Origin of the sequence: Spirillospora sp. NPDC048819, from assembly GCF_040650055.1 — a bacterium.
Classification (GTDB): domain Bacteria; phylum Actinomycetota; class Actinomycetes; order Streptosporangiales; family Streptosporangiaceae; genus Spirillospora.
On sequence record NZ_JBEZGN010000018.1, the window covers coordinates 46,268 to 71,553 of the forward strand.

19 protein-coding genes and 1 tRNA gene are annotated in these 25,286 nt (G+C 71.2%); 16 read left to right on the forward strand and 4 right to left on the reverse strand.

Features of this window, described 5'->3' with window-relative positions; translation table 11 throughout:
* Positions 1-10: 10 nt before the first annotated feature.
* From AB0C35_RS23555 to AB0C35_RS23595, 9 genes are all read left to right on the forward strand, one after another.
* Entirely contained in the window at positions 11-1,834 is a 1,824-nt protein-coding gene (locus AB0C35_RS23555) for an ABC transporter ATP-binding protein (RefSeq protein WP_358459275.1), read from the forward strand.
* A gap of 2 nt (positions 1,835-1,836) precedes the next feature.
* Positions 1,837-3,567: an ABC transporter ATP-binding protein gene (locus AB0C35_RS23560; RefSeq protein WP_358459278.1), complete on the forward strand. Its 1,731-nt coding sequence runs from the start codon at positions 1,837-1,839 to the stop codon at positions 3,565-3,567.
* Positions 3,568-3,581: 14 nt separating this feature from the next.
* Complete coding sequence (locus tag AB0C35_RS23565; RefSeq protein ID WP_358459281.1) at positions 3,582-3,791, forward strand: hypothetical protein; 210 nt, start codon at positions 3,582-3,584, stop codon at positions 3,789-3,791.
* 11 nt (positions 3,792-3,802) lie between these two features.
* Positions 3,803-4,462: an MFS transporter gene (locus tag AB0C35_RS23570; protein WP_358459585.1), complete on the forward strand. Its 660-nt coding sequence runs from the start codon at positions 3,803-3,805 to the stop codon at positions 4,460-4,462.
* A 69-nt stretch (positions 4,463-4,531) separates the two neighbouring features.
* Positions 4,532-5,842, forward strand: coding sequence for a hypothetical protein (locus tag AB0C35_RS23575; RefSeq protein WP_358459284.1), 1,311 nt, complete (start codon positions 4,532-4,534; stop codon positions 5,840-5,842).
* Positions 5,839-7,023 carry a hypothetical protein gene (locus AB0C35_RS23580; RefSeq protein WP_358459287.1) on the forward strand — a complete coding sequence of 395 codons (1,185 nt, stop codon included), beginning with the start codon at positions 5,839-5,841 and terminating at the stop codon, positions 7,021-7,023. The genes AB0C35_RS23575 and AB0C35_RS23580 overlap by 4 nt, the downstream gene beginning before the upstream one ends.
* A gap of 82 nt (positions 7,024-7,105) precedes the next feature.
* Positions 7,106-7,486, forward strand: a complete 381-nt coding sequence (locus tag AB0C35_RS23585) for a DoxX family protein (protein ID WP_358459290.1) — start codon at positions 7,106-7,108, stop codon at positions 7,484-7,486.
* A gap of 221 nt (positions 7,487-7,707) precedes the next feature.
* A complete protein-coding gene (locus tag AB0C35_RS23590) occupies positions 7,708-9,129 on the forward strand; it encodes an amidase family protein (RefSeq protein ID WP_358459293.1) in 1,422 nt (473 codons plus the stop codon).
* Positions 9,130-9,261: 132 nt separating this feature from the next.
* Positions 9,262-10,974, forward strand: coding sequence for a serine/threonine-protein kinase (locus AB0C35_RS23595; RefSeq protein ID WP_358459296.1), 1,713 nt, complete (start codon positions 9,262-9,264; stop codon positions 10,972-10,974).
* 35 nt (positions 10,975-11,009) lie between these two features.
* Here the strand turns inward: AB0C35_RS23595 and AB0C35_RS23600 are convergent, their stop codons facing one another.
* Positions 11,010-12,275 carry an alpha/beta hydrolase fold domain-containing protein gene (locus tag AB0C35_RS23600; protein WP_358459299.1) on the reverse strand — a complete coding sequence of 422 codons (1,266 nt, stop codon included), beginning with the start codon at positions 12,273-12,275 and terminating at the stop codon, positions 11,010-11,012.
* 130 nt (positions 12,276-12,405) lie between these two features.
* On the opposite strand from AB0C35_RS23600, the gene AB0C35_RS23605 reads away from it, so the two are divergent.
* Positions 12,406-13,731 (forward strand): alpha/beta hydrolase fold domain-containing protein, encoded by a 1,326-nt coding sequence (locus AB0C35_RS23605; protein ID WP_358459302.1) that lies wholly within the window; start codon positions 12,406-12,408, stop codon positions 13,729-13,731.
* Between the two features lie 135 nt (positions 13,732-13,866).
* Positions 13,867-16,641 (forward strand): BTAD domain-containing putative transcriptional regulator, encoded by a 2,775-nt coding sequence (locus tag AB0C35_RS23610; RefSeq protein WP_358459305.1) that lies wholly within the window; start codon positions 13,867-13,869, stop codon positions 16,639-16,641.
* On the opposite strand, the gene AB0C35_RS23615 is transcribed toward AB0C35_RS23610, so the two are convergent.
* Both AB0C35_RS23615 and AB0C35_RS23620 read right to left on the reverse strand, forming a co-directional pair.
* Positions 16,617-17,420: an SAM-dependent methyltransferase gene (locus AB0C35_RS23615; protein WP_358459308.1), complete on the reverse strand. Its 804-nt coding sequence runs from the start codon at positions 17,418-17,420 to the stop codon at positions 16,617-16,619. The genes AB0C35_RS23610 and AB0C35_RS23615 overlap by 25 nt on opposite strands.
* A complete protein-coding gene (locus tag AB0C35_RS23620) occupies positions 17,417-17,806 on the reverse strand; it encodes a hypothetical protein (protein WP_358459311.1) in 390 nt (129 codons plus the stop codon). The genes AB0C35_RS23615 and AB0C35_RS23620 overlap by 4 nt, the downstream gene beginning before the upstream one ends.
* A gap of 161 nt (positions 17,807-17,967) precedes the next feature.
* Between AB0C35_RS23620 and AB0C35_RS23625 the strand changes: the two genes are divergently transcribed.
* The 5 genes from AB0C35_RS23625 to AB0C35_RS23645 all read left to right on the forward strand — a co-directional run bounded on the left by AB0C35_RS23625 (position 17,968) and on the right by AB0C35_RS23645 (position 25,124).
* On the forward strand, positions 17,968-18,312 hold the full coding sequence (locus tag AB0C35_RS23625; protein ID WP_358459314.1) for an STAS domain-containing protein: 345 nt from the start codon (positions 17,968-17,970) through the stop codon (positions 18,310-18,312).
* Entirely contained in the window at positions 18,309-19,277 is a 969-nt protein-coding gene (locus AB0C35_RS23630) for a sensor histidine kinase (protein WP_358459317.1), read from the forward strand. The genes AB0C35_RS23625 and AB0C35_RS23630 overlap by 4 nt, the downstream gene beginning before the upstream one ends.
* 517 nt (positions 19,278-19,794) lie before the next feature.
* Positions 19,795-20,511: a hypothetical protein gene (locus tag AB0C35_RS23635; protein WP_358459320.1), complete on the forward strand. Its 717-nt coding sequence runs from the start codon at positions 19,795-19,797 to the stop codon at positions 20,509-20,511.
* Between the two features lie 393 nt (positions 20,512-20,904).
* On the forward strand, positions 20,905-22,986 hold the full coding sequence (locus AB0C35_RS23640) for a PQQ-binding-like beta-propeller repeat protein (protein WP_358459323.1): 2,082 nt from the start codon (positions 20,905-20,907) through the stop codon (positions 22,984-22,986).
* Positions 22,983-25,124, forward strand: a complete 2,142-nt coding sequence (locus AB0C35_RS23645; protein WP_358459326.1) for a PQQ-binding-like beta-propeller repeat protein — start codon at positions 22,983-22,985, stop codon at positions 25,122-25,124. Before AB0C35_RS23640 ends, AB0C35_RS23645 begins: the two co-directional genes overlap by 4 nt.
* 73 nt (positions 25,125-25,197) lie before the next feature.
* Here AB0C35_RS23645 and AB0C35_RS23650 read toward each other — a convergent pair.
* Positions 25,198-25,270: transfer RNA gene (locus AB0C35_RS23650), tRNA-Glu, on the reverse strand.
* Positions 25,271-25,286: the final 16 nt, after the last annotated feature.

Here is a 25,286-nt window from a genome sequence, read left to right on the forward strand (position 1 = left end):
AGGGGGCACGATGAAGCCGGAACAGGCGGAACCTTCGGATGCCGCATCGGCCGTAACGGGTCTCGGGGAGTTGCTGCGGCCCGTCCGGCCGCGGCTGGGCACGGCGATGGTCCTGCAGGCCATGGCGGCGGCCGCCGCCGTCGTGCCGTTCGTCGCGGTGGCCGAACTGGCCCGGGTGCTGCCGGCGGCCGGGCCCGTCGACCGGGACCGGGCCTGGACGGTCGCCGCCGTCGCGGGGGGCGCGCTCGCGGTGTGGCTGCTGCTGACCAGCGCGGCGGGAGCGCTCGCCCACCGGGCGGACCTGGCCTTCCAGCTGTCGGTGCGGCGGCGTCTGGTCGACCGGCTGGGCCGCGTCCCGCTCGGGTCGTTCACCGACCGGGGCGCGGGCGGCGTCGGGAAGGCGGTCCAGCACGATGTGGACGCGATGCACCACCTGGTGGCGCACTCGCTGCTGAGCTTCACCGCCGTCGTGGTCACGTCGCTGGTGACCCTCGTCTACCTGTTCTGGGTGGACTGGCGGATGACGCTGATCCTGCTGGTCCCGATCGTGGTCGGAGTCGCGCTGTTCGCCCGCCGGATCGTGAGCATGACCTCGGGGATGGCGGCCTACGAGGAGGCCCTGCAGCGCATCGTCGGCAGCGTCGTCGAGTTCGTCGAGGGCATCGCGGTCGTGAAGATGTTCGGGCAGGCCAGGCGTGCGCACCGGCAGTACGCGCAGGCCGCCGACGACTTCGCGGAGTTCCTCGACGCCTGGCTCTCGCGCAACAACCGGGCGGCCGCGGCCTCCGCCTTGGCGCTGAGCCCGATCACCGTCCTGCTGACCGCTTTGGCCGCCGGCACGGCCCTGATCTCCGCGGGTCACCTGGACCCGGTCGATCTGCTGCCGTTCGTGATCGTCGGGCTGGGGCTGGCCGCGCCGCTGCAGGCCCTGGACTTCCACGGCGAGGACATCGAGATGGCGAGCGCGGCGGCCAAGCGCGTCGGCGCCCTGCTCGCGGCGCCCGAGCTGGCGGTGCCCGCCGAACCGCGGACACCGGAGGACGACGGGGGCCTCCGGGTGGAGCTGACCGGGGTGGAGTTCGCCTACGACGCGGATCGGCCGGTGCTGAGCGGCATCGACCTGGCGTTCGAGCCGGGCACCGTGACCGCCTTGGTCGGGACGTCGGGTTCGGGCAAGACGACCCTGGCGAAGCTGCTGCCGCGGTTCTTCGACCCGACCGCGGGCACCGTCTCGATCGGCGGTGTCGACCTGCGCGACATAGCGCCCGACCAGTTGTACCGGCTGGTGTCGTTCGTCCTCCAGGACGTTCAGCTGCTGGACGCCAGCGTGCGCGACAACATCCGCCTCGCCCGTCCCGACGCGGACGAGGAAACGGTACGGCGGGCCGCGCGGGCCGCCGCCATCGATGAGCGCATCTGCGCTCTGCCGCACGGATACGACTCGGTGGTCGGCCGGGACGTTCGCCTCTCCGGAGGTGAGGCGCAGCGGGTGTCCATCGCCAGGGCGATCCTCGCCGACACCCCGATCGTGGTGCTCGACGAAGCGACCGCGCACGCCGATCCGGAATCGGAGGCGCTGATCCAGGACGCGCTGTCGGAACTGGCCGCCGGACGGACCGTCCTCGTCGTCGCGCACCGGCTGGCCTCGGTGGCCGGCGCCGACCGGATCGTGGTCCTCGAACAGGGCCGGATGGCCGAACAGGGCGAGCATGGGGAACTGCTCGCCGCCGGCGGCCGGTACGCGCGGATGTGGCGGCTGCAGGAGCAGGCCGGGCCCGGGAACGCCGGCGATCGCGACGCCTACGCCGGGACCGGCGCGGCGAAGGGGGAATGACGATGATCCGCCGACTCTTCACCGCGCTCGGCCCGGAGCACGCGGGCGCCCTGCGCCGGCTCCTGGCCCTGCTGACCGGCGCGGCGCTGCTCCAGGGGGCGGCGTTCGTCCTGCTGGTCCCCGTCCTGCGCGAACTCCTCGGCGATGAACCGGAACGGGCCTGGCCGTGGGTGATCGCGCTCGCGGTGCTGTGGACCGGCTACGCGGCGGTGAGCTACCCGGCGACGCTGGCCGGTCACCGCAGCGGCACGGCCCTGAGCCGCGACCTGCACCACCGGATCGGCGACAAGGTCGCGCAGCTGCCGCCGGCCTGGTTCACCGCCGACCGCGTCGGCCGGCTCGGGCGCCTGGCCACGCAGCGCGTGGTCGACATCATGAGCGTGCCCGCGCACCTGCTGCGGCCGCTGGTCGACACCGTCGTCACGCCGCTGGTCGTGGTGCTGGCCATGTTCCTGTTCGACTGGCGGCTGGCCGTCTCGATGGCCGTCGCCGCGGTCGCGGTGGCGGTGGCGTACCGGCTGGCGAGCCGCGGCATGCAGGTCGCCGACCGCCACGCGGACGCCGTCCACGCCGACGCCGCCGGGCGGATCGTGGAGTTCGCCCGCGCCCAGCCGGTGCTGCGGGCCTTCGGCCGCACGGCGGAAGGGCACGCCGCGCTCGACGACGCGCTCACCGCGCAGCACGCCGCCGGCCGCCGGATGCTGCGCGCCGGCACCCCCGGCATCGTTGGGCTCGGCTTCATCGCGCAGGCGTCGTTCATCACGCTGCTGGCCCTGGGCACCCACCTGGCGCTCGGCGGCTCGCTCGGGACGGCCGAGCTGATCGCGCTGCTGGTCCTGGCGGCCAGGTTCGTCGAGCCGGTCATGTTCATCGCGGAGATCGGCGGCGCGATCCGGGTCGCCGAGAACGCCCTGACCGACATCAACGCGCTGCTCGCCACCGAGACGCTGCCCGAACCGGAGGTGTCGCAGCGGGCGGACGGCGCCGACGTCGAACTCGACGGCGTCAGCTTCGGCTACGACGGCACAACCGTGCTGGACGGACTGTCGATGCGCGTGCCGCAGGGCCGGATGACCGCGCTGGTCGGCCCGTCCGGCGCGGGCAAGACGACCGTGATCAAGCTGATCGCGCGGTTCTTCGACCCCGGTGCCGGAACGGTGCGGGTGGGCGGCGTGGACGTCCGAGAGATGCGGACCGAGGACCTGACGTCGCTCATCTCGGTGGTCTTCCAGGACGTCTACCTGTTCAACGGAACCATTCTCGACAATGTGCGCATCGGCAGGCCCGACGCGACCGACGAGGAGGTCTACGCCGCCGCCCGCACCGCGCGGGTCGACGGCATCGCCGAACGCCTCCCGGGCGGCTGGGACGCGCCGGTCGGGGAGGGCGGCGGCCGGTTGTCCGGCGGCGAGCGGCAACGCATCTCGATCGCGCGGGCCCTGCTGAAGAACACCCCGATCGTGCTGTTCGACGAGGCGACCGCCGCGCTGGACGCCGAGAACGAGCACGCTCTGCACGAGGCGATGGCGGCCCTGGCACGCGACCGCACCGTCCTGGTGATCGCGCACCGGCTGCACACGTTGCACGGGGCCGACCACATCGTCGTCGTCGACGGGGGACGTGTCGCGGAAGAGGGCGCCCATGACGAACTACTCGCCCGCGACGGCCGGTACGCCCGCTACTGGCGCGAACGCCGCCGCGCCCACGGCTGGCGCCTGACCGGGGCCCGCTGAGGACGGAGTCCGTGATGACGAACGGTTCAGGCGCCCGGCCAGGGCTCACGCTCGCCGCGGTGGCCGTCGTCCAGTTCATGGTGTCGCTGGACCTGTCGGTCGTGAACGTCGGGCTCCCGCAGATCGCCGCCGGCCTCGGCTTCGGCGCGGTGGGCCTGACCTGGGTGATCCACGCCTACGCCCTCACCTTCGGCGGTCTGCTCCTCCTGGGCGGGAACCGCTGATCCGGCTCGGCCTGTTCGCCAACCGCTCGGTGGCCGGCGCGAACGCCTACAACCTCCTGGTCGGCGCCGCCATGGCCTCGGCGTTCTACTTCATGTCCCTCTACCTCCAGCGCGTCCTCGGGACGGGGCCGGCGATGACGGGGATCATGTTCCTGCCGTTCGCCCTCGCCGTGGTCGCCGGCTCCGTGCTCGCCGTCCGGCTCGGCTACCGTCTCGCTCCGCGGACCCTGCTGGTCATCGGCGGTCTCCTGACCGCCGCCGGGTTCGCCTGGTTCGGCCTGATCAGCCCCGGCGGCGCCTTCGCCACCGACGTCCTCGGGCCCTCGATCGCCGCCGGCGCCGGCTTCGGGCTCTGCCTCGGACCGGTCGTCGCCACCGCCACCGCCGGCGTCGCGTCCCACGAGACGGGCGCCGCCTCGGGCCTGCTCAACAGCTCGCGCCAGATCGGCGCCTCGCTCGGGCTCGCCGCCCTCGGCACCGCGGCCCACCACCGCACCGGGCGGATCGAAACGCCCGAGACCCTCAACGACGGATACGCGCTCGGCCTGACCCTCAGTGCCGCGCTCCTGGCCGCCGCCGCCCTCATCGCGCTGACCGTGCTCCGCCGTACCGGCCCGTCGGTCCGGGCCGCGCCGCTCGATGACCGCGAACCGCTCCCCGTTCGGGACTGACATTTCCGGAACTTTTGGTCGACCGGCGGAGTCCAACGAGATCAACTGCCCCCGACCGCTGGAGCCCGAGTGTCCGATTCCGAACCCGCCGGGTTGGTGCAGCGACTCCGGACCGACCGCAGGTGGCGGATCGCGGCGGTGGCCGGAGCGCTCGCCGTCGTGCTCGCCGCCGCGGTCGCCGTGGCCGTCGCGCGCGGGACGTCGTCCGGCGGCGGGATCGCCGACGGGCCCCTGCTGCCGGCGCCCGCGAGCGCCGACCGCGTTCCCGCCGGCCGGATCATCGAGAAGCTGCCCCGCAACTGCGGGGTGTCGGACGGCACCGCCGCCAGGCTCGCGCCCGGGTCCGACCGCGACGCCGAGAAGGGCAACGTCTTCCGCCACGGCGGCCCCGGAAGCTGCATGTGGTACTCGCTGGACGACGGGAAGGCCAAGTGCGACTTCTGCGTGGGCGACTTCGCGAACGAGCGCGTCCTCGACGTCACCATCACCCTCGCGTCCGGCCGCACGCAGTCGCCGATCAGCGAGGCGATGGAACTGGTGGGCAGGGACGGGCCGGGCCGGGTGGGGACCGCCCCGCCCGAGATCGTGGAGGGCCTCGGCGAGGAGGCCGCCGCCCGCTACTCGGCGGACACCGAGACCGAAGGCGCCATCGTGACCTTCCGCGAGGGCAACGCCGTCGCGACGATCCGCTACCGCGGATGGGACGCCGAAGGAGACCGGCGCACGACCATCCCGGAGAAGACCGCGATGGACGGCGCCCTGGCCGCCGCGGCGGAAACGGCGAAAGGCCTGGAAGCGGCGGCCGACCCCGTGCTGAGCACCGTGAAGCGTCCGGTCACGCCGCCGCTGAGCCGCGTCCCCAAGCCCTGTGACACGGTTCCCGCCGGCACCGTCGACATGGTCGCCCGCGACGCGTACCGGCGGCGAGGAGGCGCCACCCTGCTCCCCGCGATGTACCGGATGTCCGTTGACTCCTGCAGATGGAGGGCCCGGACGTCCCAGTACTCGAACGAGGGCCAGTCGCGCACGCTCACGGTGTCGCTCGCGGTCGCGGACGAGCGGGTGCCGGGCCTGGGAGTCCACGCCGCCACGCGCGACTTCCTGGGCGTCTACCGGAACCTGCGCAGCGGCAAGGTCCCCGGCATCGAGGACTTCACCGGCTTCACACCGCTGGCCGGGCCCGGCGACCGGGCGTTCGCGGTCACCAAGACCGGAAGCAGGTCGACGGGCGACGTGGGCCTGGTGGTCTTCCAGAAACGCAACGTCCTGGTCGAGGTGGCCTATGAGGGCGCCGACGAGGAGACGAACCTGAGCGGACGCCTGTTGATCGACAGCGCCTACACGGTCGCCGTCGCGGTGGAGAGGTCGTTGCGATCATGACCGAGGCCGCACCGCGACCGCGTCCGGACTCCGGCGAGACGGGCGCCATCGTCTTCGCGTTCGTCACCGTGCTCGTGATCGCCATCGTCCTGGTGGGGATGTCGCCGCCGCCCGGAAGCCTCGACCGGCTGCCGGATCCGCCCGCCGGGCCCGACCGGGTCCGGACGGGGCCGGTCGTCACGTCGATCCCGGAGGGCTGCGCGGTCTCGCCCGCCACCGTCGGCCGCCTGGTGACCGAACCCCGGATGATGAAGGACGGCCACGCGGGAGAATGCATGTGGTCGTCGAGGAGCGACGACGGACCGCGCCGTCTCCTCTCCATCGGCGTCACCCTGGCCCAGGGCACCGCCGGCCGCGCCCTGACGGGCCCGGCGGCCGGGCAGTCACCCGTCGCCGCCGCCATGAGGTCGTTCGGTCCGAAATGGTCTGACATGACCAACCGGGCGGTGACGGGACTCGGCGATGAGGCGCTCGCGCAGTTCTCACCGTCCAACGGCTCGACGGTCGTGGCGCGCGTCGGGAACGCGAAGGTCGTCGTCCAGTACCGCGACCTCCGCGCGTCGATCCCGGAGCAGACCGCGCGGGACGGCGCGCTCGCCGCCGCGGCGGAGGCCGTGGACGGCCTGGGCGCACGCACCCCGTCCCGTCCCGCGATCGCCCCCGCCGCGTCCCCGTCGCCGCCCCGCAAGGTCCCCGACCTGTGCGGCTCGGTGTCCGAACGGACCCTGAACCGCCTGCTGGGAGACGAACCGTCCAGCAGCGCCACCGGGGCGGGCAGCGGCGGAATCGTCATCAAGGACGCCGACCGCCACGGCTGCTCCTGGACGTCGATGGACCACGAACTCAAGATCTCGGCGGCGGTCGTGCCGGGCACGGAACTGTTCGACGGAACCCGGCTCGCCACCCGCGAGTACACGATGCGGCACGACGACGCCCGCGCCGAGGAAACGCTCAGCGTCCACGACCGGAAGTACTTCCGCGCCGTGACCGGTCTCGGCGACCAGGCGTTCGCCGCGCACGTCCCGGGCGTCGTCCCCGGTGTGGTCGTCTTCCGGGACGGCGCCCTCCTGGTCCAGGTGACCTACGAGGAGGCGGACGCGCGCCATCCCCTCAGCGGCGAACACGCGGTGCGCGGCGCGTACGCGGCGGCACAGGAGGTCGCGCAGGCGCTCGGGGTGTGAGGCCGGCCTGACATTCCGCAGGGCTGCGTCGTCGGAGGACTGAGAGGGACACACCGTCCTCCACACGTGGCAAGGAAGACCTATGAACATCGCACTGTGGACCATCGCGGCACTGCTGGCCGTCATCTTCCTGGCGAGCGGAGCCGTGAAGCTCGCCCGATCCAAGGAGCAGTTGGTCGCTTCCGGCATGGGGGCCGTCGAGGACTTCAGCCCCGGCGCCGTCAGGACGATCGGCGTCCTGGAGACCCTCGCCGCGATCGGCCTGATCGTGCCCGCGGCAGTCGACGTCGCGCCGGTCATGGTGCCGGTCGCGGCCGTCGGCGTGGCGCTGCTGATGGTCGGCGCGGCCGTCGTGCACTTCCGTCGCAGCGAGGTGCAGGGCGTCGCGGCGACCACGCTGTTCCTGGCGCTGGCGGCCTTCGTCGCCTGGGGCCGCTTCGGCCCCGAGTCGTTCACCGGCTGACGTAAGGTTGATCCCGATGTCCCGAGCGTAGAAGTACGTCGATCACCAGCAGGAGATGGTCCCGGGAGCAGAAGACCCGGTTGAGACCACGCCCTGCCACTGCCGCCTGTCGTGCAGCGGCTCGCCGAGCGCTGCCGACCCCTGTGAGCGACGAGGGTTCCGGCAAAGCGGAGCCCCCTGTGATCGATGCAGGCGTCCAGGACGCCGAAGAAGGACTTCTCATGCAACTCCACGAGTATGCGCGGTACGACGCGGTCGGGCTCCGGAATCTGATCAAGGCGGGTGAGGTCACCGCCGACGAGGTGGAAGCCGTCGCGCGCGAGGCCCTGACCACGGCGAACGCCGTGGTGAACGGCCTCGCGCTGCCCCTGTTCACCCCGGCGCTCGACCATGCCGGCAACGGACCGTTCACCGGGGTCCCGTTCCTCATCAAGGACCACGGGCCGGTGGCGCGGGGGATCCCGTTCTCTCTCGGAAGCCGGGCCCTGCAGGGCGTCGCCGCCCGGCATGACAGCGATCTGATGGCCCGCTTCCGGGCCGCCGGCCTGGTCACCCTGGGCCTCACCACCGTGCCGGAGATGGCGATCAGCTTCTCCACCGAATCGGTCAGGTACGGGCCGACGCTCAATCCATGGGACCTGGAACGGGGAGTGGGCGGGTCGAGCGGCGGCGCCGCCGCCCTGGTCGCGGCCGGCGCCGTTCCCGTCGCCCACGGCAGCGACGGAGCCGGGTCCATCCGGATCCCGGCCGCCTGCTGCGGCCTCGTCGGCCTCAAACCCAGCCGCGGCCGCGTCCCGTGCGGGCCCGACATGGGAGAGCCGATGCTCGGGATGGCCTACGAGTTCGCGCTGACGCGCACCGTCCGCGATGCCGCCCACCTGCTGGACGCCGTCCAGGGGCCGGGCGTCGGCGACAAGTACACCGCACCGCCTCCACGCCGCGGATACGCCGACGAGACGGGAACCGAACCCGGACCGCTGCGGGTGGCGGTGAACACGGCGGCGTGGTCGGGGGCGTGGGTGGATCCCCAGATCGCGGAAGCGACCGTCCGGGTCGGCCGGACATTGGAGCAGCTGGGGCACGCCGTCACCGAGGCGCGCCCGGTCATCGACTGGGACGCCGTCATGCAATGCACCACGGCGACGGCGGTGGCGATCGCCTCGACACTGCTCTTGAGCCCCGCCCGACCCGACCCGGCCAAGCTGGAAGCGGTCTCAAGGCGCCTTCTGGAAGTGGCGAAGGAGTACAGCGCGCTGGACCTGATGGCCGCCTTCGGCGCTCAGAACCGCGTGACCCGCTCGGTGGGCGCGTTCTTCACCGACCACGACCTGCTCGTCACCCCGACACTGGGCCGGCTCCCGGCGCCCCACGGCACGCTGCGCTACGACGACCCCGGCCACACGCTGGCGAGCTGGCTGGAGTCGATCTTCGACTACGGCCCGTTCACGATGGTCTTCAACATCTCCGGCCAGCCCGCGATCAGCCTGCCGCTCGGCCAGAGCGACGGCGGCCTGCCGATCGGCGTGCAGATCATCGCCCCTTACGGCCGCGAAGACCTGCTGTTCCAGACCGCGGCCCAACTGGAACACACGATGCCCTGGAACCACCGAACCCCCCGTTCCTCCATCAGAAGCCCTGAATAACGCCACCGCCCAGGCCGCCGCGCACCGGCGGCCTGGGCGCGGGTGCGTCCGAAGACGCAGAGCGAAACGATCATCCCCGTTAGGCTCGCCGTCCAATAGACGACGTTGTCCGGCAAGCTGCAGGCAGGTGATATGTCCGGTGCAGGACTGAAGGCGCTCAGGGACGGCGATCCGGAGCAGGTCGGGCCGTACCGTCTGCTGGCACGGTTGGGGGCCGGCGGGATGGGCCAGGTCTACCTGGGCCGCTCGCAAGGCAGGCGACTCGTCGCCGTCAAGGTCGTCCACCCGCACTTCGCCGACAACGCGACGTTCCGGCGCCGGTTCACCAAGGAGGTCGCGGCGGCGCGCCGCATCGGGGGCTTCTACACGGCGCAGGTGATCGACGCCGACACCGACGCCGACCCGCCATGGCTGGTGACGGAGTACATCGCCGGGCCGTCGTTGCAGGACGCCATCGACGAGAACGGCCCGCTGCCCGAGGTCTCGGTGGCGGCGCTCGGTGCCGGGCTGGCCGAGGGGCTGGCGGTGGTCCACGACCAGAATGTGATCCACCGGGACCTCAAGCCGGGGAACGTGCTCCTGGCCCAGGACGGCCCGCGGATCATCGACTTCGGCATCGCCCGCGCCATGGACGCCCCCTCCCAGAGCCTGTCCCTGGTGGGCACACCCGGGTACATGTCGCCCGAGCAGTACCTCGGCGGCGACATCGCACCGGCCAGTGACGTGTTCTGCCTGGCCGCCGTCCTGGCCTTCGCGGCCACCGGCCGCCATCCCTTCGGCGAGGGGCCGCCCGACGCCCTCGGCTACCGTGTCCGCCACGAGGACCCGGACCTGACGGGCGTCCCGGCGTCACTGCGCCCCCTGATCGCGGCCGGCCTGGAGAAAGACCCCGGCGACCGCCCCGCGACCGGGGAGTTCCTGGACCGCTGTTCCGCGCTGGCCGCCGACGAGGGCATGTCCCTGCCGGAATCGTTCACCACGATGATCGCCACGCGGGTGGCCGAGACCGAGGTCTTCGCGGGAAAGCCCGACAACGCGCGGGAGCCCCGCCCTCCCCAGGCCGAGCGGGAGCCCCGCCCTCCCCAGGGCGAGCGGGAGCGACCCCGGGCCCAACGTCCACAGCAGCCTCCACAGCGGCAGCGCCCTCCCGCCAAACCCCCCGTCAAACCACCGGCCGGTGCCGGGATCGTGGCCGGGGTGGGAGTGCTCCTGGTGGCCCTGATCATCGCCGTCGCCAACGGCGTCGGGTCCGGCGGGTCGACGAACGCCAACGCCACCTCGACCCCGTCCGAGACCCCGAGTTCGACCCGGACGACCGGTTCCGCGAGCGAAAGGGGGAGTACCCGGCGGCCGAGCCCAACGCCCGACCCCACCTTCGAGGCGTTCGACGACATCTCGGTCGGTGATTGCCTGGACGCGCACAAGGACCCCTACGACTCCAGCGACTGGAGCGAGACCATGCCGAACGCGGTCTCCTGCGGCCGGAGCGACGCCTACGTGAAGGTGTTCGGAATAGAGGAGCGGAGCAGCTCCTGCGATGCCGAGGCGCTCGACGGAGAATCCTGGTGGAGGTCCCCCACGCACGACGGGGACAGGATCTACCTCTGCCTACGGCGGCAGTTCAGGAAGGGCGAATGCTTCCTGGGCAAGAGGGGCAGCGAGAAGGGCAGGGTGTCCGTCAGCGGGCACGGCCTGATGACCTCGTGGAGTTGCAGCAAGAACACCGTCCCGAAGGGCTTCAACTACATCCTCGAGTTCACCGGCTACTACGAGAGCAGGTGCCCCAGCGGCTCGCGGAGATGGACCGACTTCCGCAAGGGCGTCCTCTGCGCCCGCGTCGTCTGAGCGCGGCATCCCAGCGGGCGGCCTTCGCCTGCCGCTCAGGCGGTATCGGCGCCCTGCTCGGCGTCGGCGGTGACGGCCACGGCGTTCGTGCGCAGTTCGCGGACGAACCGGCCGGCCTGCTCCAAAGCGTCGGCCGCCTCTGGGAGGAAGGACCAGAACAAGTGGAAGACGTGCGCTTCCGCCGGATACAGCTCGAGCCGGGCGTCCACCCCATGCTCATGGGCGAGGTCGGCCAGTGCGTGCGCCTCGTCGCTGAAGGTGTCGCCTGTCCCGACCTGGATGAGCATGGGCGGAAACCCCGTGAGGTCGGCGTTGAGCGGACTGGCCAGCGGGTCGTCGACCGGATGCGGACCGAGGTAGAGGTCGCGAAAGGAGCTCACCTGGTCTCTCTGGACGTCCGTCATGGCGTCGTCGCCGGACGGCGGGCCGAGCACGACACGACCGATGTCCACGCCGGGGCTCAGCAGGACGACGCGGCCGGGCAGCGGCAGGTCCTGCTGCCTGAGGCTGAGCAGCAGCGAAAGGGCCAGCCCTGCGCCCGAGGAGTCCCCGGCGACGGCGAGCTCCTCCGGTGGGGTGCCGCGGTCCAGGATCCACACGTAGGCGCGCAAGGCGTCCTCCACCGCCGCCGGGAACGGGTGCTCGGGGGCCAGGCGGTAGTCCGCCACCAGCGTGCTGACGCCGGCGGCGACCGCCAGCGCACCGGCCAGAGGGCGGTAGCCGTACGCGGAGCCCATCACGAATCCGCCGCCGTGCAGATAGAGCAGCCCGAGGGGGGCGTCCGGCGCGGGGTCGAGCTGCAATGCCTGGACGCCACCGGCGTTGACGGGCCGGACCCCGACCTCCGGGGGCTCGAACTTGGCGAGCAGTTCCTCGTTGCCGTCGCGCATCGCCTGAAGGCCGGCGTCTCCGGCGGCCAGGTCGAGCAGCGGCTCCCACATCCGTGCGATGCGGCTCTCCAGCTCGCCGCCGACCGACCGGGTCGCGGAGACCGCCTGGTCGACGTCCGCCAGGACGCGTTGCGCCCGCTCCAGCAGCACCTCGCCCGCCAGCGCCAGCTCCACCCGGTGGGTGGACCGCCGCAGCAGCGGGCAGCCGACCAGCCGTTCCAGGGCGCGGACCTGCCGGCTCAGCGCCGGCTGGGAGATGAACAGCCGCGCCGCGGCCCTGCCGAAGTTGAGCTCCTCGGCGACGGCGACGAACGCGCGCAGATGGCGAAGCTCGATGGCGTCCGGCGCCCGGAGCGTCGACAGCGTCGCTCCGTCCTCCGCGTCGCGATCCGGGGACCCGCGCTGGTTCATGCATCCGATTGTGGCGGACGCCTCCGGCCGCGGGCAGGTCCTCGTCCGTCCCGGCAATGCTGATCGCGTATGACCGCCATGCGCACTCGGCCTTTCCCTCCGGGCCTCTCCCCGTGTCAGCGTTCCGGGCATGACCTACTCGCCCGTCGACCGGCAAGGCGCCGCCCAGCGCGGGACCGTCGCACTGCGCTTGCGCGGCCGCACCGCACCGCAGGCGGCGCGCGTCTACTGGCCGCAACGTGCGTCCCACACCGCGGCACTGCTGCTGCTCTTCAACGGCGGGGGCGTGCCCGGTCTGATCCATGACGACGCCAACGCCCGAACGCTGTCCTCTCGGGCCGGCGTCGTGGTGGTGACCGTCCCGCACATTCCGGGGCCGGACGACTTCCGCGATGCGGTCGCGGCGGTGGAATGGGTCGCCGACCACGGCGCGGAACTGGGCGCGGACCCGGGCCGGCTTCTTCTCGCGGGGGACGGCGGCGGGGGCGGCGCGGCTGCGGCCGTCGCATTGCACGCCCGCGACCAGGGCTGGCCGGCACTCGTCCGGCAGATCCTGATCTTTCCCCGGATCCCGCTCCCGGGCCCCGGAGGAGCCGGGGGCCTACCCACCGGGCTTCTGGCGGGCGTGTCGCCGGCGATCGTGCTCACCCTGGACGGTCCGCGCCAGGACGACGGCGCCCCCTACGCCGCCCTGCTACGCGACGCCGGGGTTGAGGTCGACCTACTGCGCTACGACCACCGTCCCGGCGGCGAGCGGGTCGTGACCGATCTCGCCGTCTCCCTCCGGAAGGCCCTCAGCGCCCGCGCTCCGCCGCACCGGCCGGACCCCGCCGCCCGGCACACGCCGGAAGCCGCCGCCGTCAACGTCCACCAGCTCAATCGATCAGCACGAACCACAACGGAGGTTCTTCAGATGCGCAAGGTACAAGCAGGCCTGTTCAGTTCGGTCGACGGCGTGATCGAGTCACCCGACCAGTGGCAGCCCGGTTTCGACGAGGAGATGGGCGCGACGCTGGCGAGGATGCTCGACGAGCAGGACACCGTCCTCCTCGGCCGGGTGACCTACACCGAATGGGCGGAGTACTGGCCGACCTCGACGGACGAGCCGTTCGCCAGCTGGATCAACGGGACGCAGAAGTACGTCGCGTCGGAAACGCTCGACACCGTCGGCTGGGAGAACAGCACCCTGATCAAGGGCCCGGTCAACGACTTCGTCGCCCGGCTCCGTGAGAAGCCGGGAGGGGCCATCGGCATCGCCGGCAGCCCCACGCTGGTGCGCTCGCTGCTCCAAGCCGGCCTGCTCGACGAGCTCACCCTGATGATCAGCCCGGTCGTCGCCGGCGGCGGCCTAGCCCGGCTGTTCCCCGAGGACAGCCCCCAGACCGGCCTCAAGCTGGTCGAGGCCAAACCGACCAGCTCCGGCGCCGTGATCGCGACCTACGGCCCGGCCCGGTAGCCCCCGCACTCGCACCCGAGAACACGGCCTCTGGGGGCGGACGGGGCGGCGCGATGGAAGCGCGCCGCCCCGCCCGGGATGAAATGATTCACGGGTACCCGTCATGAGCTCCGTCCCGGGGTGGAGGGTCGTCGCATGCGGTATCTGGGGTTGGGCCCGCTGTCGTTGCGCGCCGGGGACGAATGGGAGTCCCTCGGCCCGACGAAATGGCGTGTCCTTCTGGCGGTCCTGTTGTGCCACGCCAACCAGCCGGTCTCGGCCGAACGCCTGCTCGACGAGATCTGGGGGACGTGCCCTCCGCAGAGCGCCCGCAAGGTTCTCCAGGGATACGTCTCCCGGCTCCGGCGGATGCTGCGGGACGATTCCGGCCAGATATTGGTCACCCAGCGGCTGGGATATCAGGCTCAGGGGTACCGTCTCGTGGTGGGCGAGGACGACTATGACGTCCACAGATTCGATCAATTGGCCGAAGAAGGGCTGCGTCAACTCGACCAGGCCCCGGACGGTGCCGTCGCTACTCTGAGCGCAGCGCTGGAGTTATGGCGCGGCGCCCCGTTCGAGGACGTCCCGTCGGCGCCGACCCTTGACGTGGAGAAGGCGCGGCTCCAGGAGCGCCGGGTGCGGATTCTGGAGGCCAAGGCCAAGGCGGAACTGACTCTCGGCCGCCACGAGATGGTCCTGCCTCAGTTGGAGAGCCTTGTGGCAGAGCATCCCCTGCGGGAATCGCTCCGTGCTCTTTTCATGACGGCGCTGTACCGCGCGGGCCGCCAAGCCGAGGCCTTGGCCGCCTACCGGGAATTGCGCGGGGCGCTGGTCGAGGAACTGGGCGTCGAGCCGGTGCCGTCCGTTCAACGACTGTACGAGCGAATTCTGAAGGGCGACACGGAACTGTCGCCGCCGCGCCCACGGGCCCATCACCGCCATCCGGTCGAGGATTCATCCGGGAGAGAGCGCGGGGTGCGGCAGTTGCCACCCGCCAGCACCACCTTCACCGGACGCCGGGGCGAGATCGCCACCATCCGGACCCTGCTCACCGGGCAGGACGAGCACGCCATGCCGATCGTGGCCATCGACGGTCCCGGCGGTGTGGGGAAATCGGCCGTGGCGATTCACGCCGGGCACGCTCTGGCCGACCGCTTCCCGGACGGCCAGATCTACGTCGATCTCCACGGCACCTCGGCGGGCACGGCGCCCCTGGACCCGAACGAGGCCCTCGGCCGGTTCCTGCGCGCGCTGGGAATGAAGGAGTCCGGGTTCCCCGTCGGCACCGAGGAGCGGTCGGCCCTCTTCCGCTCCCTGACCGCGAACCGGCGGCTGCTGGTCGTCCTCGACAATGCGGCAGGAACCGAACAGGTCAGGCCCCTGTTTCCGGCCGGGGCGGGCTGCGCGGTGCTGGTGACCTGCCGGACGGCCCTCACCACCCTGGACGGCGCCGCGCACCTGCACATGGCCGTCCTGCCCACGGATCAGGCCGTCGAACTGCTGGAACGGCTCGTCGGCGGCCAGCGGGCGAGGGCCGACGCGGAGGCGGCGGACGCGGCCAGGGAGATCGTGCGGCTGTGCGGCCGGCTCCCGCTGGCGCTGCGCATCGCCGGCGCGCGGCTGGCGGCGCGCCCGCGGTGGTCGCTGCGGGATCTCGTGGACCGGCTGGGGGACGCCCGCAGCCGCCTGGACGAACTCCGCATCGGCGATCTGGCCGTGCGAACGGGTTTCGAACTGGGATACAGCGGCTTCCGCACGGGCAGGGCGCCCGGTGACCTGGAGGCGGCGCGTGCCTTCCGCCTGCTCGGCGTCGTTCCCGGGCCGGATGTGAGCCTCTGGACGGCCGCCGCCCTCCTCGCGATGCCGATGGAGAGCGCCGAGGACGCGCTGGAGCGACTGGTCGACGCGAATCTGCTGGAGTCTCCGGCGCCTGCCCGGTACGCCATGCACGACCTGCTGCGCCTGTTCGCTCGAGAACGGGCGGAACAGGAGGAGTCGGAGGCCGACCGGTCGGCGGCGCTGGAACGCGTCCTCTCCGGTTACCTCAGCACCGCGCGGCGCGCCGTGGCGATCCTCGATCCGAAGCGGCCGTGGCCGGACCTCCCCGTGAACACCGATCCGTTACCGCTGCGGAACGCCGCCGAGGCGAAGTCATGGCTCCGCACCGAACATCCCAACCTGATCGCCACGGTCTCCCATGCTCTGACCGGGTCGGGAACGGCCGCCCGCCACGGAATCCTGCTGGCGCAGACCCTGCAATGGCTGCTCTTCCCGCGCGGGCACGCGCAGGAATTGCTGGCCATCGACGAACTCGCCGTCCAAGCCGCGCGTCGCCTGGGGGATCCGCACAGCGAAGCGCTGGCCCTAGACCACCTCGCGGGGGCCTACTGGCTGCACCAGCGGTACGACGACATGCGGGCCGCGCTGGAAACGGCCATCGCCGTCTGGCGCAGGCTCGGCGACCGCCAGGGTGAGCAGCGGTCACTGTGCAACCTGGCGGACGCGCTCACCGAACTCGGGCATTACGACGACGCCATCGCCGTGCAGAAGCGCCAGCTCGCCATCGCGGACGAGCGGGGGGACCGCGGGGATCGCGAGGCGATGCTGATCGGTCTGGGGAATCTCGGACGCAGCCAGCGCGGGCTGGGGCGGCTGCAGGACGCGCTGGCGTCCTTCGAGAGAAGCCTCGAATACGCCTCCGAAATCGGTGACCTGCACTATCGCGGCTTCGCCTTGTACGAGATAGGCGTCACCTACCTGGCGCTCGGAAGGTACGGCGAGGCGCGGGCTCACATGGACGAGGCGCTTCCCGTCTGGAAGAGCCCGGAGGCCGGTTTCGTCTGGCGGGGCCGCACCTGGAGTGCACTGGTCCCGTGGTGCGCGCGGTTCCCGACCGAACGGATCTACCCGGCGGCGCCCGCATCCTGAGGCTTGCGGGCCAGCACCCCGTATCTCCACCTGGAACCGGCGGACCGAAGGCCGGCGGTCTGCCCCGGGTGCGGCGACCCGGGCCGCAGCGGCCCCGCGAGGAGGACGTCGAGGTCGCCGACCATGGCGTGGGTCTCGGCACGGGTGCGGGGATAGACCGGAATACCGGCCTCGGTCATGGCGTCGGCGGCCGCGTGGCCGCCCGCGTCGGTGACGAAATGCGAGATGGCCAGGTAACTGCCCGGGGCCACTGCCTTCAGCAGCTGCTCGACGATGGCGGTGGGATGGTCGCCGTGGGGGACGAAGTCGAGCACGAAGAACAGCAGGAGAGCCACCGGCCGTTCCAGGTCCAGGAGGCGACGCAGCTCCTCGTTCTCCACGATGCTCGTCGGATGGCGCAGATCCGCCTCGATCATCGTGCTGCCGCCCGTGGTCAACAGCGCTTGGCCGTGCCGCACCACGACGGGGTCATTATCGACATAGACCACCCGGGAATCGGGCCGCACATCCTGCGCGATCTCGTGCACGTTCCGGCCGGCCGGAAACCCGGCGCCGATATCAAGGAACTGGGTGACGCCGCATGTGACCAAACGACGGACCGTCCACTCCAGAAAGCCGCGGTTCGCCAGTGCCGCCGACCGAACGTGCGGCGCCACTGACATCATGCATTCCATGGCCTCACGGTCGGCCGTGTAATTGTCCTTTCCGCCCAGGAGTGCGTCGTACAGCCGCGCCGGGTTCGGCCGGTGGTGATCGGGAAAGGCGGTCCCCGTCGTCATATCGTGTAGGGCGCCAGGCCAGGCGACCATGAGATCCTCCCGTCCGGGGTCAACACCGCCCACGCCACCGGATCGCGGGGGCTCAGGTGGAAGGGAAGCTCGTCGCTGGTCGTCCCATGGTCCAGTTGTCCCCACGCGAACACCCCGCGGGTGCAGGTGACGGCGCGAATCGCGGCCTCCAGGCACACCCGTGCGGTGGTCTCGTGCGTGCAGGTGCCGCTCGGACCGTAGTCACCGAGGCCGCCGCGGATCTGATACGTGTTCCACATGTACACCGGCCGCGGCTCCGCAATGGCGGCGTCCCCATTACGGGCATGACGTTCTTTGTCTGCACGCATTTCTTCCACGGAGGCTCCTCGGTGCCGCTCACGCTCCTTGATCCGCACATCCTGCACCGGTCGGGAAGTGCGGCGGTATAGCCGCGGTATAGCGGCGGAGTTCTTCGGAGATACCGATGACAATGCGATGAAGCCGTGTCACACTGGCCCGGAGCCGGTACCGCCAATGCACTCGTTTCATCTTCTCCGAGCACACCCGTGAGGTCCTCATGGAAGTGGATCAAAAAGTCGCCGGCACCCTGCGGGTCACGCGCGACACCGATCTCCCCGAACTCCGCCTCGAAGGCGAATTCGACGCCACGCAGCGCACGCCGTTCCTGGACGCCTTGGCGGACGTGACGCCCACCGCCGACGGGGAGATCCATCTCGATCTCGGCCGACTGCGCTTTCTCGACCTGGGCGCGTTGAACCTGCTGGTCAGGTACGCGAAGGAGACGGACGGCAAGACCCGTTTCGTCCTGCACAACATCCCGCCGGACGTGGACGGGCTCATCGAGAGCCTGGGCTGGGAGCGCATGCACGGCCTGCTACGAGCCGAGGAGGACGACCGATGACCGGAAACACCGAGACGCTCTCGCCCGCGAAGGGCCCGGGCACCTACGATCACCGCGCACTGTTCTTCGAGGACGAGAAGGACTTCCTCGCCACCACCGTCCCCTTCCTCCAGGAGGGCGTGGAGGCCGACGAGGTGGTGATGGCGGTCGTCACACCGGACAAGATCAAGCTCCTGCAGGACGCCCTGGGGCCCATCGGCCAGGCGGTCCAGTTCGCCGACGGCACCACCTGGTACCAGCATCCCGTGCAGGCCATGGCCGCCTACGACGCCTTCATCAAGTCGCAGGCGCTCCGCCCGATCCGCCTGGTGGCCGAGTCCAACTGGGAGGACCGCAAGGCCCACGAGGTGGTGGAGTGGCTGCGCTACGACGCGATCGTCAACGCCGCCTTCCGCGATAACGACGTCCGATGCATCTGCTGCTTCGACCGCCGCGCCCTCCACCCCGACCATCCCGAGATCCTCGAATACGCCCGCTACAGCCATCCCGAACTGATGGATGCCGGGATCGCACGGAACAACGACGAGTACCTGGATCCCGGATCCGTCAGCGAGCGATGCGACCGGCAGTTCATCGAGCCGTCCCCCGCCTCGGCCGCGAGCATGCAGATCGAACCCACCGGCCTGCACGCCGTCCGCGACTTCGTCGCCCAGCACGCCCAGCGCCACCATATGGCGGCCAAACCCCTGCGCGACCTCATCGTCGCCGTCACCGAGGTCGCCTCCAACGCCATCCGCCATGGCACCGCCCCCATCACCGTGAAGGTGTGGACCGCCGACGGCGGCCTGTTCTGCGAGGTGGTCGACGCCGGCCAATGGCACCCGGACGCACTGGTCGGCTACCTGCCGCCCCGCTCCGCCGCCGACCCCGGATTCGGCCTGTGGGGGGTCCGCATGCTCTGCGATGTCGTCAACGTCCGAGCCACTTCCGAGGGCACCACTGTGCGCCTGCGGACCCAGCTATAGCCCGTCCGCCACACGGGTTCGGCTTGGGGCCTTGCCACCTTCCCCTAGCGGCAAGGCCCCAACGCCCGTTCACCGTTGTCCACACCGAGGCCGTGGCGCCGAGGGCCCCAGCACCTCGCCCTTCCACCCGACGGGCCATTCCAAGAACACATCAAACCCACCACGCAAGCCCCCAGGCGGCACGCTGGACCCCGCGCCCGCCCCCACCGCGCCAACCACCGGCAACAGCACCCAACACCTATCTGCGATCTACCCCTTACGGGGAACCGCGCGCATGGCTGCACCACAACCCCACCGCTGCCAACCGACGATCCCGTCCCGCTTCCCAATTCCGTAACCGCTGTGTCGCCGGGGCGAACACAAGCATTTGCACATGCCCATCGCAGCGATCAGCGACGCCTGCCGAACCATGGTGCTCAGGGTCACCCCGAGCGCCGGTCAACCGTCTGCCGTCCTCGAGAGACAAACCCGTTGAAGCGCGTACGTGCGGCCCCGTGCGCGCCGTAATGTGCGTGACATGGCGCGGGCTGAGGTGCTGCGGGATCTTGTGGCGAGAGGACGGCAGTTCGATGCAGCGAGGCTGCACTCCCTAGCGGACGAGCTGAATCTCCCCATCTCCGACGTCTTCGTGATCGCGGGACATCCGGTGCCGGCGCACCTGCTGCCGCCCGCCCGCGATCGCGAGGTCATGCGCGAATTCGCCTACCGGGTGACCTACTGCGACCACGCCCTGCTGGCCTCCCTGACGGACTTTGTGTCGAACCTGGTGTCGACCACTCCTGCGCCCGCAGCCGAGATGCCCGTGGACGCAGAAGTCGCTCCGCCCGGCACGAGCGGATTCCCGAGGATCCTCAGCGGGCTCTTGCGCAACCGCGGTTTCGGGCTTTCGGAGCTGCCGTTCGCCGGGCTGTCCCGAAGCACGATCAACGGCATGCTGAGCGGACGCTGGTACAGCCTGCGGCAGCTCAAGGCAATGGCCGGGCCACTGGGATGGACATCCGAGGACCTGACCGCTGTGGCAGGCGAGCCGCTCGGTGCCTATAACGCCGGTTCTGTGCTCTGCCGGCACGTAGGGAAGGTGTACGTGGCCGCCATTCCCCTTACGACCGCGCAACTGATCCAGGCCGCCGTTGAAGCCGACCGCCTGAGCGGGCGGGAAGACCGGGGTGCGTGGCAGCCGTGGGCAGAGAACCTGTGCCCGGACGAGCCGTCGCCAGGGACTGACCTTCAGTGACTTGCTGCGGCCGGAGCCGACCGCCCTTGTCGAGCCGACCGGCGCCGGACGCGGCGGCATCGACCAATGACACCCCAGGCGAATGGCCCAGCCCTTGCACTACCGCTCGGTGCCTGGTCGCGGCTCGGTGAAGAGAGTTCAGCCGCGCCGTGAGGCTTGCAAGGTGATGCCCGCTAACCGGCTCGACCCGCCCCCGGCGCCCGCCCTGACTGGGGGCCGCCGGGTCGGTCTGAGGGGACGGCGTAGCGGCGGGCGCAGCGTCGTTGGCTTGGGCGTCTCCCGGGTCCACCAGGGCCGGGGGACTGGGTGAGGTGGGGGAGTCGAGTTGCGGCGGGTTGTGTGCGTCCTCGTGAACGTATAGGTACATATGATCATTTGAAGTGGGGGGTGGGCGTGCGGTCGCTGCAACCGGGGGACCCTGAGTGGGTCGGGCCGTACCGAATTCTCGCCCGGCTCGGCGCGGGCGGGATGGGGATCGTCTTTCTCGCCCGGTCGCCGGGTGCCCGGCTGGCTGCGCTGAAGCTCATCCGGCGGGAGTTCGCCGACGACGGGGCCTTCCGGGAGCGGTTTCGTCGCGAGGTCGCTGCCGCGAGCAAGGTGAGTGGGCTTTACACGGCCCCGGTGCTGGACTCCGACGCCGATGCGCCACAGCCCTGGTTCGCCGCCGGCTACGTCCCTGCGCCCACGCTGCGCGAGGCCCTCGCGAGCGTCGGAACGTTGCCCGAGTCCGCCGTCCGGGCGCTGGGCGCGGGACTGGCGGAAGCGCTGCGGGCGATCCACGGGGTCGGCCTGGTGCACCGCGATCTGAAGCCCGGCAACATCCTGCTGGCCGAGGACGGCCCCAAGATCATCGACTTCGGGATCGCCAAGGTCACCGACGCCACGCGGATCACCCGCACCGGCGCCATGATCGGCACGCTGGCCTACATGGCTCCCGAGCAGATCGCCGGAAGCAGGGACGCCGGGCCCGCGGCGGACGTGTTCTCGCTGGCGGGTGTGCTGGTCTACGCGGCCTCGGGGGCCAAGCCGTTCGGCGAGCGGGACCCGGCCAGAGTGCTCTATGAGGTCATGTACGAAGAGCCGTGCCTCGACGGCGTGCCCGCGTCACTGCGTGAACTGCTGGCCGCCTGCCTGGCAAAGGAGCCGGCCGGACGTCCCGCTCTGGAGTCGGTGCTCGCCGCACTGACCCCCGCCGATCCCCGGGCACTGAACTCACCCGCGCTGCGTCAGGAGGTGGCGGCCAGGGAGGCCGAGGCGACCAGGGTGGCGTCGCAGCCGGTCACCTCGCCCCCGCCGCCGCTGCGGGTCGATGACACGGAGGCGGGCAGGGTCGGGCGACGCCGGATCCTGGGACTGGCCGGAGCGGTCGCCGTCGCCGGCATCGGCGTGGGGACGACGGGCTGGGTGATGACCCGCGGGAGATCCAAGCCCGCCAGGCCCGCTCCCCGCGCCACCGCCCTCGCCGCGGCGCCCCCGCCCGCGTGGACGTTCACCCCGCCTCAGCCTGTCACCGGGACGTCGATGGTGCTGGTGGCGGACGGTGTCGTGCTGTGGGGCGGCGAACAGGAGATGTACGGGGTGGATGCCGGCTCCGGGCGGCAACTGTGGGCGAAGGACAAGGCCAACGCCGAGTATTCGGGCAACCTCGCCCGCGGATCGACGTTCGTCGTCCTCGGCGGCGTGGTCGGCGACTTCGAGGACCAGACGATCACGTTGGTCGACGCTCCGACCGGCAGGACCACGAACCTTCCCACGCCGCGCGACGTCAACCCCACGTCCGTCCTCGGTGTGGTCGGCGACACGGTCATCGTGCGTTCGAGTAGGGACTACTGGGCACTGGATCTGACCAGCGGCGAGATCCGGTGGCACCTCCCCGGCCGAGGGTTGACCTCCGGAGCGGTCGACCAGTCCAGCCTCTACCTCAGTACCGAGCCTTCCCTCGCCGCCCTCGACCCCGTCACGGGCCGCGAGCGCTGGGTCCGCACCTGGTCCGAGAGCGGCGGCGACCGGGACAAGGCAAGCCTGGACATCTCGGTTGCCGGCGGGCGGGTGTTCGGCAACTTCGGCGACACCCTCCAGGCGGTCGACACCGCCACCGGGAGGCCCGTGTGGTCGCGAGACACCGACGAGCAGTTCGGCACCGTCATTCCCGCAGGCGCCAACGTGATCTTCAAGGACAAGGTTCTCCAGGCCTACGACCAGGCGACCGGCGCAGCCCGGTGGACGCTGGCCGGTCCAGAACCGTTCGCCGACGACCGGGGGCAGATCGCGGCGACCGGCGGCTTCGTCGCGGCCGCCTTCAACGACCCGACAGGCCCGTCCCAGGGCATTCTCGTCGCCGGGACCGATGGCCGAGCACTGTGGGCGCACCGGGGGCCAGCGGAGACGCAGAGCGGTTGGGAAGTCGCGGCGTCCGGTTCGTCGGTCTTCGCGACCGACCACAAGCGGCTCTACCGCTTCCAGGTGGGGCGATGACGGCGGCGGCGCTGGAGCCCGGCGACCCCGAACGCATCGGGCGGTACCGTCTGCTGCGGCGCCTGGGCGAGGGCGGCATGGGGGTGGTCTATCTGGGCGCGTCCCCGGCGGGACGAGCGGTGGCCATCAAGGTCCTGCGTCCCGAACTCGCCGGAGACCTTGATTTCCGCGCCAGGTTCCGGGGCGAGGTCGAGGCCGCCCAGAAGGTCAGCGGCGCGTTCACCAGCCCGGTCGTCGAGGCCGAACCCGACGGCACCGTCCCGTGGCTGGCGATCGCGTACGTCAACGGCCTCAGCCTGAAGGAGACGATCGAGCGGTACGGACCCATGCCCGAGCCGCTGCTGCGCACCCTCGGCGCCGGACTGGGCGAGGCCCTGATCGCGATCCACGAGGCGGGCCTGCTGCACCGCGACCTCAAACCGGCCAACATCCTGCTCGCCAAGGACGGCCCCAAGGTCATCGACTTCGGCATCAGCAAGGCCGCCGACACCGCCACGCTCACCGCGGAGGGCCAGTTCATCGGCTCTCCCGGCTACATGTCCCCCGAGCAGATCCACGGAACGCGGCTCACACCGGCCGCCGACGTGTTCGCCTACGGCGCCGTGCTGGCCTTCGCCGCCACCGGCCGCCCGCCGTTCGGCAAGGACGCGGTCCCCACGATCATCCACCGGACCCTGCACGAAGAACCCGACCTGCGCGGCGTCCCGGCTTCCCTGGCGCAGCTGGTGAGCGCCTGCCTCAGCCGGGATCCCGACCGGCGTCCGCCCGCGAAGTTGCTGCCGACGCTGCTGGCCGCCCAGCCGGTCACGCCCGGCTGGCTCCCCGGCGACATGGGCGAGGAGTTGCGGCAGCGGGAGGACACCCTCGTCCTGGATCTGCGAACGGTCGCCGGCGCCCGCACCCGGCGACGGCTGCTGGTCGGCGGGGCCGCCATCGCCGGACTCGCCGCCATCGGCGGCGGAACCGCCGCGGCACTGGCCGCGACCCAGGACGCAAAGGGACACCGGCTCGCCCCGCCAAAGCTGCTGTGGCGGACCTCAATCCAAGACGAGGACGACATCACTCTCGTGGTTCGCTCTCGATCGGTCATCTCGGTCGCCCGCAAGGTCTTCGAGGACGATTTCCGCGGCTACTCGCTGGCCACCGGACGGCAGATCTGGTCCCAAACCGGCGACATGGCCGCCGGGCCGACGCTCATCTATACGACGGCCAACTCCGAAGGCGCGGTCGTCGCCATGGACGAGTCCCAGACGGTCAAGTGGACCTACAACGCACCGGAGAAATACCAGTACCCCGAACTCATGGTTTCGGCCAACGAACTGCTGGCCCTCAGCGGGGATCAAACGATCATCGGCCTGGATCCCGCCACCGGCCGCCGGCTCTGGATCCGCCAGTGGCCGCAGGCGTCGTACACCGTTCTCTACGGCATCCAGGGCCGCACCCTCCTTGGCGGGGCGGCCAAGGAGAAAGGCGAGAGCCGACACATCGCGCTCGACATCACGACGGGCGCGGTCCGGTGGTCCAGTCCGCGCGAGACGATGCTCATGGTGCCGGGTGACGGTGACCTGGTCTTCAGCAGTCCTTCTCACACCACTCTCGACGCGCTGTCGGTCGACACCGGCCGGAAGGTCTGGAGCGCAGACCTCCCCAACGCCGCAAGGGACCCTGACGGCAAGAACGCGCTCTTGCTCAACGTGACCGTGGCCAATGGACTGGTCTACATGAACGGGCCGACCATCTACGCCCTGGACGCGGCCACCGGCCGGCAGCGATGGACCTACACGCCGACCTCACCCGGCGGCCGGGCGGGAAACTTCCTAGTCGACGGGGGATACGCCTACGTCCTGGACAGCCCACAACTCGTCGCCCTCGATCCCCGCACCGGCAGGCGTCTCTGGTCCGCCAACACCCCCGCGCCCGACACCGCCCCACTGGTCGTCGCCGGCGGGCTGATCTGCCTCGGCGTGGCAGGCACCACGGGCTCGGGACTCTACGCCTGGGACGCCAAGACAGGACAAATCGTCTGGAATTACCCCATAACAACCACTGTCTCGAACAGGCAATGGGAACTCAGCGCCAACGGCCCCACCCTCGCCGCCGCACACGGCAAGGCACTGCTCGCGTTCCACCTCGGCTGAGAGGACCGGCATGATCGCCCGTGTCGCCGACCCGGGCCGGCCGGACAAGGGCCCGACCTACCCGTCTGTGATGTACCCCCTACCGGATTCGAACCGGCGCTACCGCCTTGAAAGGGCGGCGTCCTAGGCCGCTAGACGAAGGGGGCCTGGAAGTGGCGAGGT

Excerpts from the sequence above, each read along its gene's own strand:
- AB0C35_RS23595 (WP_358459296.1), top strand. The coding sequence starts at position 9,262 with ATGTCCGGTGCAGGACTGAAGGCGCTCAGGGACGGCGATCCGGAGCAG.
- AB0C35_RS23555 (WP_358459275.1), top strand. The coding sequence starts at position 11 with ATGAAGCCGGAACAGGCGGAACCTTCGGATGCCGCATCGGCCGTAACG.
- AB0C35_RS23560 (WP_358459278.1), top strand. The coding sequence starts at position 1,837 with ATGATCCGCCGACTCTTCACCGCGCTCGGCCCGGAGCACGCGGGCGCC.
- AB0C35_RS23590 (WP_358459293.1), top strand. The coding sequence starts at position 7,708 with ATGCAACTCCACGAGTATGCGCGGTACGACGCGGTCGGGCTCCGGAAT.
- AB0C35_RS23610 (WP_358459305.1), top strand. The coding sequence starts at position 13,867 with ATGCGGTATCTGGGGTTGGGCCCGCTGTCGTTGCGCGCCGGGGACGAA.
- AB0C35_RS23565 (WP_358459281.1), top strand. The coding sequence starts at position 3,582 with ATGACGAACGGTTCAGGCGCCCGGCCAGGGCTCACGCTCGCCGCGGTG.
- AB0C35_RS23635 (WP_358459320.1), top strand. The coding sequence starts at position 19,795 with ATGGCGCGGGCTGAGGTGCTGCGGGATCTTGTGGCGAGAGGACGGCAG.
- AB0C35_RS23580 (WP_358459287.1), top strand. The coding sequence starts at position 5,839 with ATGACCGAGGCCGCACCGCGACCGCGTCCGGACTCCGGCGAGACGGGC.
- AB0C35_RS23605 (WP_358459302.1), top strand. The coding sequence starts at position 12,406 with ATGACCTACTCGCCCGTCGACCGGCAAGGCGCCGCCCAGCGCGGGACC.
- AB0C35_RS23630 (WP_358459317.1), top strand. The coding sequence starts at position 18,309 with ATGACCGGAAACACCGAGACGCTCTCGCCCGCGAAGGGCCCGGGCACC.
- AB0C35_RS23645 (WP_358459326.1), top strand. The coding sequence starts at position 22,983 with ATGACGGCGGCGGCGCTGGAGCCCGGCGACCCCGAACGCATCGGGCGG.
- AB0C35_RS23600 (WP_358459299.1), bottom strand. The coding sequence starts at position 12,275 with ATGAACCAGCGCGGGTCCCCGGATCGCGACGCGGAGGACGGAGCGACG.
- AB0C35_RS23585 (WP_358459290.1), top strand. The coding sequence starts at position 7,106 with ATGAACATCGCACTGTGGACCATCGCGGCACTGCTGGCCGTCATCTTC.
- AB0C35_RS23625 (WP_358459314.1), top strand. The coding sequence starts at position 17,968 with ATGGAAGTGGATCAAAAAGTCGCCGGCACCCTGCGGGTCACGCGCGAC.
- AB0C35_RS23615 (WP_358459308.1), bottom strand. The coding sequence starts at position 17,420 with ATGACGACGGGGACCGCCTTTCCCGATCACCACCGGCCGAACCCGGCG.